Source organism: Nostoc sp., from assembly GCF_036917435.1.
GTDB lineage: Bacteria > Cyanobacteriota > Cyanobacteriia > Cyanobacteriales > Nostocaceae > Nostoc.
In genome coordinates, this window is record NZ_JBALDM010000024.1 from 24556 (window position 1) to 33583 (window position 9028).

Here is a 9028-nt window from a genome sequence, read left to right on the forward strand (position 1 = left end):
ACACTTTAGGAAGTAACTTAAAAAAAATTTACTATCGTTAGATCCATGACAGTTTCACCATGTCGTAGCAACTTGTTTGTAGAGCGCAAAGATTTATATCAATTTCTGTTATCAGTCCAAGAAAAGTGCCTCCAAAATAATGATAAGCAAATTGTCAGTATCTCTCAAGAGATCGATTTAGTTGATCCTTTACTTGTATTGGATCGACTTACACAAGCAAATGAAATAAATTTTTACTTTGAGGACAGAGCTAAAGGCGAAGCGATCGCAGCAATTGATTCTGTAGCAAAATTACAGATTGATGGTGCAGATCGTTTTACTCAAGCTGAATATTTTATCAAATCTTGTCTAAAAAATATAATTAATTTTGGTAACGCTAATCAACCTTTTTCTGGGCCTCACTTTTTTTCTTATTTCAGCTTTTTTGATAAAAACGCCCAAGTGGATTATCCATTTCCATCTGCTACCATTTTTCTTCCACGTTGGCAAGTAGCTGTTAAAAATCAGCGTTGTATATTAGTAACAAATATAATTCTTAATGAAAATACAAATATTCAAAGGTTGTTGGAGAATGTGCAAAATAAAATTGAATTTATCCAATCTTTAGAATATTACTCTACTAATATTGATTCTTTTCCGACAAACTTTTACAAAAAATCTGTCTCAAATGCTACTCAGTTTAAACGTTCAGTAGTATCTGTTTTAGAAAAAATTAGGTCTAGTCATTTAAGTAAGATTGTCCTAGCAGATATACTAGATGTAAAATCAAGCAATAACTTTGACTTAGTTAAATCCTTAAATAATCTTAGACAAAATCATCCTAATTGTTATATTTTTTCTACAAGTAATGGCAAAGGACAAAACTTTATTGGTGCAAGTCCAGAAAGATTAATTAGTATTAATAATCAACAGTTAATTACAGATGCTTTGGCTGGTTCTGCACCACGAGGTAAAACTCCTGCTGAAGATGCGGCTAATGCCAATCGCTTACTAAATAGTGAAAAAGAAAAGCACGAACATTCGCTAGTACTTGATTTTATTACCCAACGCCTACAACAACTAGGTTTGTCACCACAAATATTAGCACCACGGCTGCGACAATTATCGAATATCCAGCATTTATGGACACCAATAAGTGCTGTAGTTCCAGCCAACATCCACCCGTTAAAGATTGTTGGACAATTGCATCCTACACCAGCCGTTGCAGGTGCAGCACGAGATGTAGCCTGTGCCGAAATTCGTCGTTACGAAAGTTTTGAAAGAGGTTTGTATGCTGCGCCTCTAGGTTGGATAGATTCTCAAGGAAACTGTGAGTTTATTGTGGGAATTCGTTCAGCATTGATTGATGGCGATCGCGCGAGATTGTATGCTGGTGCTGGTATCGTCGCTGGTTCTGATCCTGACAAAGAATTTGCAGAGGTGCAGCTTAAACTTCAGGCTTTACTCAAAGCATTAGTTTAAATGAAGTAACTAAAATGCGAAAATTATCGGGTAATTTCTACATTTTTACTCATTTGCCACTACTATTTTCGATGTGTTGACGCAAGACAGAATTGATGAGTGTTTTGTATTCGACACTCTGAGATTGAAACCAAGATATCACATCTGGATCAATCTGAATTAAGTTCTGTGCTTGAGTTGCTGGTAATCTCAACATTGCTTTATCGAAAAACTCATTGTTTAACGGTGGAATATCAGAATAATCAATGTCATCATCTGACATCGATTCCAATGCTTCCCAATTAGTATGTGATATATTGTTCAAATCGTTGGCGCTCATATCGATTTGCCCTTCGTGCTGAAATAATTCGGATGACATCACTTTGCCGTTCTGTCCAGATGACTACCGCTACGCCGTTACCGAGAAAACCGATACCTACCCAGCGTTCTTCACCATAATCAAAACGGTTATCTAGCTCAATTAGCATCGTACTATCAAACATTTTAGGGACATCGGCAAAGTCAATTTTATGTTTGCGAATGTTTTCGAGATTCTTAGCTTCATCCCATTCAAACTGCATGAAAGTTAAAAGAAAGCTAACTTGGCTGATATCTATTATCGTACATCTATACAACTAGAAACTGTTTTCAAACTCAAAGATACCCCCAAACTCCCCTACAAATACTGAAAGCATTAGTTTAAAAAGACTGTTTCCTAATCAAATGAGTTACATTATAGCCCCCTCCTCGCTTGCGGGGAGGGGGTTGGGGGTGGGGTTCTTGTATGTCACTCAACAGAAAACCGCTATAAACTATTAACATTAAAACCCATACTTTTGATGATATTTTACACTAAATCCTGATGAGTAAAAGCTTTAGCATTCGCCCCGGTGTAAGTAGCTACAATATGTCCATCACCAGTCATTTGATATTTGTATGTCACTAATCCTTCTAAACCAACAGGCCCACGCGGTGGCATTTGTTGTGTACTAATTCCTACTTCTGCACCGAAACCATAGCGGAAACCATCAGCAAATCGGGTAGAACAATTGTGGAATATATTGGCTGAATTTACCAATCCAAAGAAAGTTTCAACAGATTCAGAATCTTCAGTGATAATCGCGTCAGTATGACGAGAACCATATTCGTTAATATGAGCGATCGCAGCTTCTATCGAGTCTACAATCTTTATCGACAAAATAAAATCGCTGTATTCTGTTTCCCAGTCTATATCTGTTGCAGTTGCAATGTTAGGCAAAATTTCCAAGGTGCATTTATCACCTCTTAATTCTACGTTGCGTTCTTGTAAAGCAGCAGCAACTTTGGGTAAAAACTCTGTAGCAATTGATTGGTGAACTAGTAAAGTTTCAATCGCATTACAAACAGCAGGATATTGTGCTTTGGCATCAACAGTAATCGGAACTGCTTTAGAAATATCGGCAGCTTTATCTATATAAAGATGACAAATTCCATCAGCGTGACCTAATACAGGAATGCGTGTATTTTCTTGTACAAACCTCACAAAGGAATTAGAACCTCTAGGAATAATTAAATCTACATATTTATCTAATTTCAAAAGTTCTAAAGTTTCTTTTCTTGTTGTCAATAACTGTACCGCATCAGGGTTAACAGCAGTTTCAGATAATCCTTGTTTAATTGCTTTAACGATCGCTTCGCAAGAACGCACCGCTTCCTTTCCGCATTTAAGAATTACACCATTCCCCGATTTGATTGCTAAGGAAACAATTTGAATCGCCGCCTCTGGACGTGCTTCAAAAATAATCCCTAAAACGCCTAAAGGACAAGTAATTCGTTTGAGAATTAAGCCAGTATCAAGTTCGCGGTGAATTTGGATTTTACCAATTGGATCGGTTAGCCTACCTACATCTTGTACCCCAGCGATCGCATCTCTTAATTTATGTTCATCTAGCTGCAAGCGTTTATAAAGCGGTTGGGGAATTCCTTCGGCATTAGCAGCTTCACAATCTGCAACATTTGCTTGTAAAATTTCATCTTTAGCCGATTCTAAAGCTTGCGCGATCGCAACAATTGCTTGATTTTTTGCCTCAGTCGAGAGAATCGCCAGCTTACTTGAGGCTTTGCGGGTTTTTTGGGCGATCGCAATTAGGGGAGAACTAATATCAAAAATAGTCATAGCAAAAATCTTTACCTTTTCTTCATCTTATCAATCTCAGTCGATCGTTGCTTATCGTCTTCCTCCAATCGGGTGAACCATCTGGGTAATCAACAATTACTCTGATCGGGTGAGGCAAAACTGGGTTCAAAACATTTATTCTGTGAATATGAAATACAGGCACAGAAAGAGTAACAACTTAACTACTATATAAATATTCTAAGTATTATTACAGGCATTATTTGAAAGCCTTAAAAATGATTTATGCGTACCGTAGGCTAGAGAGACATCAGAATTTATGTTTCTCTAGCCTTTTTCTTAAATAAGCAATTTATACTGCCATTATTTGAACTTTTGCGAAATTGTAGTGACGAGAGTTGGATCTATTGAGTATTGTTCGATTAAATACCACTCCTTTACTGGGGAGATCCTATGTCATTGCAATCTGGATTAGATGCCTTAAAAGACAAGCGTTATCAAGAAGCGGTTAAATTGCTCGAAAAATTCTGCCGCGATTGCGCTGAACACGATTCCTCAGATTATATTTCAGCACAGATGTGGCTAATGAAAGCCTATCAAGCCACAGGCGAAATCGAAAAAGCCAAAATCCTCTGTCAAAAGTTAATGATGAGTGAAAACCCACAAACTCGCAGTTGGGCAGAACAAGCTAGTCAATCTTTCCGCCAAACGTCAGCAACCCAATCTAACACCAGGCAAAAAGCTGGACGTGCCGCCACTACTGGGATGAAATTAGCGATGGGGGGTGTGGGTGGTAGTTTAGCATTAGCTTCTGGTGTCACCATGACCTTGTTGTTTGGCATGGTGTTTGTTTTAGGTTTAAGCTTAGTATTTATCTTCGGTAGCAACGATCCACTCCAAGGGTTAGCGATCGCTATTGGTATTACCCTAGTCTTTAATATCGCCGCCTTTTTCCTATCTCCATTTCTCATGGACTTAACTCAAAGCTGGCTTTACCAAACTCGCTGGGTAGAGTTAGCTGAAGTTGAAAGCCTTAGTCCAGAGACAGCTAAAGTTATTCGCCAAGTCTGTGAACAGAAAAAGCTGAAAGCACCACGGCTAGGAATCATTAACGACCAAAACCCCACAGCTTTTACTTACGGTTCATTACCGAATAGCGCCCGCTTAGTCGTCAGCCAGGGACTTTTCACATATCTGGATGATGATGAAATTGCTACAGTTTACGCCCATGAATTGGGGCACATTGTCCACTGGGACTTTGCAGTGATGACTATCGCTTCCACCTTAGTGCAAATCTGCTACCTAATTTACATCACAGCTAGAAGATTAGGGCGTGGTGGCGATAGCAAAATTAAAGATGCCATCCAAACTGCTGCTTTAGTTGCCTACGTCTTTTATATCATTGGTACTTATCTACTGCTGTACCTCTCACGCACACGGGAATACTTTGCTGATCACTTTGCAGCCGAAAGTACAGGTAATCCCAATGGATTATCCCGCGCTTTAGTGAAGATTGCCTACGGAATATTAGAAGAAGGTTCGCGGACACAAGAACCCAGCAGTTTAATTGAAGGGACTCGTGCCTTGGGTATCTACGATCATAAAGCCGCCGCTTCTACAGGAACCGCTTACCGCATTTCATCCGATACCCAAAAAATTGGTCGCGTCTTTCTGTGGGATATGTTTAACCCTTGGGGCTGGTGGATGGAATTAAATTCAACTCATCCATTGACAGGTAAGCGAGTTCGTGCATTAAGCACTTATGCCGAACAATTGGGTTTATCAACTGAGTTTGATATGGGGCGAGTTATTGGAGAAGGCAAAACTCTGAGTAAGAGTAGGCTTTACGGCAACTTCTTTTTAGATGTTGTGCTGTATGGCGCTGAAACAATTGGTTTCTTGGTTGGTTTGGTAATAGGTGTAATTCTGTGGTCAAGTTCTCCAAATACAGGTTTAGGATTTGGTGCGCCACTTATCGGTTTAGGAATGGGGATTCTGGTTAAAGCCTTGGTGATGTTCCCCGACTACAAGCAAGCAGCAGAAACTGACATTCTCACTCTGATGTCAGACCCTTATGCCAGTCCGTTACGCGGACAACCTGCAAAGCTGGAAGGTTTACTTATTGGTCGTGGCGACGCTGGTTATAAGTTTGGTTCCGATTTAAAAATTCAAGATCGTAGCGGGATGCTTTATTTGCATTATGCCTCACGCTTTGGCCCCATTGGCAATTTCTTGTTTGGGATGAAGCGAGTGAAAAGTTTGATTGGTGAACAAGTGGGGGCTGTGGGTTGGTTCCGTCGAGGTGTTGCACCTTGGATGGATCTGATTCAACTCCAGAGTGAAAATGGCACTATTGTCAACAGTTACCATCGTTTCTGGTCATTCATCCTTGGTGGTGGATCGATTATTCTGGGAGTGGTATTGACTATGTTTTTGAGTAGATAGTAATCTGTTAAACCCATTTTGACGGTTGTAGAGACGCGATTTATCGCGTCTCTACATAAGGGTTCTGGGCTTATCTGAACCGTATTGACTCAGCACTCAGCACTCTTGATACTATTTGTGATATTTGATCTGGGGTGGGCATGATAAATATACCTTGCATATACCCCTAAGATGATTTTGATGATAAATGCTATTCACCAAACAGTGGACAAAACTAGACATCTAGTACGGAAGCTGAATAGATAGCCAGCTTAAGCGAAAGCTACGTTTTAAAAATCATGACACCTACAGGTGCTTTCCAGCTTGTAGCTCTGTCGTCAAAGATTAAACAGATTTATTTGGTTAAGTCCGTGTCTTTGACCTAACAAGTTTTTAAAACATTAGCGAGGAAAACATAACCCCAGTAATGGGAGGACAATAAATGTCTAATTTTGTATTTGTGCTTGACACCAACAAACAACCATTAAGTCCAATACCACCAGGGCAGGCAAGACGATTATTAAAGATGCAGCAAGCGGCAATATATCGCCGTTACCCGTTCACAATTATCTTGAAATACGCGGTTCCCAATACTGGAATAGAACCACATCAGTTAAAAATTGATCCAGGTTCTAAAACTACTGGATTAGCAATTATGCAAGGTGAGAAAGTTGTCTGGGGTGCGGAATTAACTCACCGTGGGCAACAAATCAAAAACGATTTAGAATCACGCCACGCTATTCGCCGCAACCGTCGTAACCGTAAGACCCGTTACCGGAAACCACGTTTTCTTAACCGTAGTCGTTCCCAAGGATGGTTAGCACCGAGTCTTAACTCTAGAGTTGAAAATATCTTAACTTGGGTTAATCGGATAACTCGATATGTGTCGATTACTGGCATATCCCAAGAGTTAGTTAAATTTGATCTTCAATCGATGCAAAATCCTGAAATATCCGGCAAGGAATACCAACAAGGCGAACTTGCTGGATATGAAGTCAGGGAATATTTACTTGAAAAGTGGGGCAGAAAATGCGCTTATTGTGGCGTTGAAAATGTCCCTCTTGAGATTGAACACATTCATCCAAAATCAAAGGGAGGAAGTGATAGAATTTCTAATCTGACACTAGCTTGCCATGATTGCAACCAAAAGAAGGGAAACAAAGATGTTAATGACTTTCTAGCCAAAAAGCCTAATGTTCTATCCCGTATTTTGAGACAAGCTAAACTTACTCTCATTGACGCAGCAGCAGTTAACTCAACTCGCTGGGCATTATTCAACAAACTCAAAAGCACTGGCTTACCTGTAGAAACGGGGACAGGTGGTAGGACTAAATACAACCGAGTCAGGCTATCGATCCCTAAAACTCACTGGCTAGATGCGGCTTGCGTAGGGATAGTAGATAGTTTGCAAATCCTCACATCAACCCCTTTGTTAATCACTGCTAAAGGGTGGGGAAACCGTCAAATGTGTACACCCAATAAGTACGGTTTCCCAGTCCGTCATCGAACACGATGCAAGACTTTCTTTAGTTTCCAGACTGGAGACATGGTACGGGCAATCCTTCCAACAGGGAAGTTTGTAGGTACTCATATTGGTAGGCTAACCGTCCGAGAAAGCGGGGTTTTTGAAATGAGAACACCGATAGGCAAAGTTAGCCCTGTTCGCCATAAGTACTGTAGATCAATTCATCGTAACGATGGGTATATGTATGCGTTTTCCACAAATGTCCAATGAATCAACGACTAGAGGAGTACCGATCGCTACTAGATTTCGCCAACTTATAGCTGGAAGGAAAAGCTCGATTGGTTATTTTGACAGACATAACCGCAAAAACAAAACCAGACGTTCCATAGTTTTGTGTACCTGCCTAGCATTAGTAGGTGGGATTCTGGCATTTTTGTTAATCGCATCCCCAGGACTAGCTCAAAAACCAAAACCCCAACAACCGTTATTAGTTGCTACACGAGTTATACCGCCCTTTGTGTTCTCAAACAAAGGCGAACTATCGGGATTTAGTATTGACCTCTGGCGCAGCATTGCTACCCAAATAGGTGTAGAGTCTAAATTTATTGAATATTCCAGTGTACCAGAATTGATTTCTGCTATTAAGGACAGCAAAGCTAACTTAGGGATTGCAGCTATATCGATTACAGCCGAACGCGAACAGAATTTTGACTTCTCATTACCCATTTTTGCTGGAGGGCTGCAAATTATGGTACGAAAGCTAGAGAGTAAAAGCAGTGCCTTTCCAAATATTTTGCAATTGTTTTTCTCTACTGGCCTCTTGCAGGTGATAGGCATTGCGATAGTGCTAATTGTCTTAGTAGCCCACATTGTTTGGTTATCTGAACGCAATCATACAGAAGGGATGATTTCTCAATCATACTTTCCTGGCATCTTCAAAGCCTGTTGGTGGGCATCTGCCACATTAGCAACCCAAGCCGATGAAATGCCCAAGGGAGCGCTGGGACGTTTAATAGCTGTAGTCTGGATGTTTATCGGAGTCCTCTTTGTCGCCTACTTTACAGCCAGCGTGACTACTTCATTAACTGTGCAGCAACTTCAGGGCGATATCAGAAGTATAGACGATTTACCTGGCAAGGTAGTGGCTACAACTGCGGGTAGCACAGCAGCCACATATCTGCGAGAACATCATATTTCGGTTTCAGAAGTCCCCAAAATTGAGGAAGCTTACAATGCTTTGCAAACAAAAGAAGCTGATGCCGTGGTGTTTGATGCACCTGTACTTCTCTACTATGCTGCCAACGAAGGTAAAGGGAAAGTACAGATTGTTGGCACTATCTTACGTGAAGAAAGCTACGGAATCATTCTGCCTAACAACAGTCCCTACCGCAAACCAATTAATCAAGCTCTGCTAAATCTCAGAGAAAACGGCACTTATCAATCGTTATATGATAAGTGGTTTTCTGCTAAAGAATCTTGAAAAAGGGAATTGGGAATTGGGAATTGGGAATTGGGAATTGGGAATTGGGAATTGGGAATTGGGAATTGGGAATTGGGAATTGGGAATTGGGAATTGGGAATTGGGA

General features: G+C 40.4%; 7 protein-coding genes. 4 read left to right on the forward strand and 3 right to left on the reverse strand.

What is annotated here, in order from left to right; translation table 11 throughout:
* Positions 1 to 45 precede the first annotated feature (45 nt).
* Positions 46 to 1461 (forward strand): isochorismate synthase, encoded by a 1416-nt coding sequence (locus V7K98_RS10535; RefSeq protein WP_335021450.1) that lies wholly within the window; start codon positions 46 to 48, stop codon positions 1459 to 1461.
* A 49-nt stretch (positions 1462 to 1510) separates the two neighbouring features.
* On the opposite strand, the gene V7K98_RS10540 is transcribed toward V7K98_RS10535, so the two are convergent.
* The 3 genes from V7K98_RS10540 to V7K98_RS10550 all read right to left on the reverse strand — a co-directional run bounded on the left by V7K98_RS10540 (position 1511) and on the right by V7K98_RS10550 (position 3595).
* The gene (locus V7K98_RS10540) at positions 1511 to 1780 is read right to left on the reverse strand and encodes a BrnA antitoxin family protein (protein ID WP_335021452.1); all 270 of its coding nucleotides are present in this window, start codon (positions 1778 to 1780) and stop codon (positions 1511 to 1513) included.
* Positions 1743 to 2021 carry a BrnT family toxin gene (locus V7K98_RS10545; protein ID WP_335021454.1) on the reverse strand — a complete coding sequence of 93 codons (279 nt, stop codon included), beginning with the start codon at positions 2019 to 2021 and terminating at the stop codon, positions 1743 to 1745. The genes V7K98_RS10540 and V7K98_RS10545 overlap by 38 nt, the downstream gene beginning before the upstream one ends.
* 266 nt (positions 2022 to 2287) lie before the next feature.
* Complete coding sequence (locus tag V7K98_RS10550; protein WP_335021456.1) at positions 2288 to 3595, reverse strand: glutamate-5-semialdehyde dehydrogenase; 1308 nt, start codon at positions 3593 to 3595, stop codon at positions 2288 to 2290.
* A gap of 411 nt (positions 3596 to 4006) precedes the next feature.
* Between V7K98_RS10550 and V7K98_RS10555 the strand changes: the two genes are divergently transcribed.
* From V7K98_RS10555 to V7K98_RS10565, 3 genes are all read left to right on the forward strand, one after another.
* Positions 4007 to 5998: a zinc metalloprotease HtpX gene (locus tag V7K98_RS10555; protein ID WP_335021458.1), complete on the forward strand. Its 1992-nt coding sequence runs from the start codon at positions 4007 to 4009 to the stop codon at positions 5996 to 5998.
* Between the two features lie 421 nt (positions 5999 to 6419).
* Positions 6420 to 7712 carry an RNA-guided endonuclease IscB gene (iscB, locus tag V7K98_RS10560; RefSeq protein WP_335021460.1) on the forward strand — a complete coding sequence of 431 codons (1293 nt, stop codon included), beginning with the start codon at positions 6420 to 6422 and terminating at the stop codon, positions 7710 to 7712.
* Positions 7702 to 8922, forward strand: a complete 1221-nt coding sequence (locus tag V7K98_RS10565; protein ID WP_335021462.1) for a transporter substrate-binding domain-containing protein — start codon at positions 7702 to 7704, stop codon at positions 8920 to 8922. The genes iscB and V7K98_RS10565 overlap by 11 nt, the downstream gene beginning before the upstream one ends.
* Positions 8923 to 9028: the final 106 nt, after the last annotated feature.

Excerpts from the sequence above, each read along its gene's own strand:
- V7K98_RS10535 (WP_335021450.1), top strand. The coding sequence starts at position 46 with ATGACAGTTTCACCATGTCGTAGCAACTTGTTTGTAGAGCGCAAAGAT.
- V7K98_RS10540 (WP_335021452.1), bottom strand. The coding sequence starts at position 1,780 with ATGAGCGCCAACGATTTGAACAATATATCACATACTAATTGGGAAGCA.
- V7K98_RS10545 (WP_335021454.1), bottom strand. The coding sequence starts at position 2,021 with ATGCAGTTTGAATGGGATGAAGCTAAGAATCTCGAAAACATTCGCAAA.
- V7K98_RS10550 (WP_335021456.1), bottom strand. The coding sequence starts at position 3,595 with ATGACTATTTTTGATATTAGTTCTCCCCTAATTGCGATCGCCCAAAAA.
- V7K98_RS10555 (WP_335021458.1), top strand. The coding sequence starts at position 4,007 with ATGTCATTGCAATCTGGATTAGATGCCTTAAAAGACAAGCGTTATCAA.
- iscB (WP_335021460.1), top strand. The coding sequence starts at position 6,420 with ATGTCTAATTTTGTATTTGTGCTTGACACCAACAAACAACCATTAAGT.
- V7K98_RS10565 (WP_335021462.1), top strand. The coding sequence starts at position 7,702 with ATGTCCAATGAATCAACGACTAGAGGAGTACCGATCGCTACTAGATTT.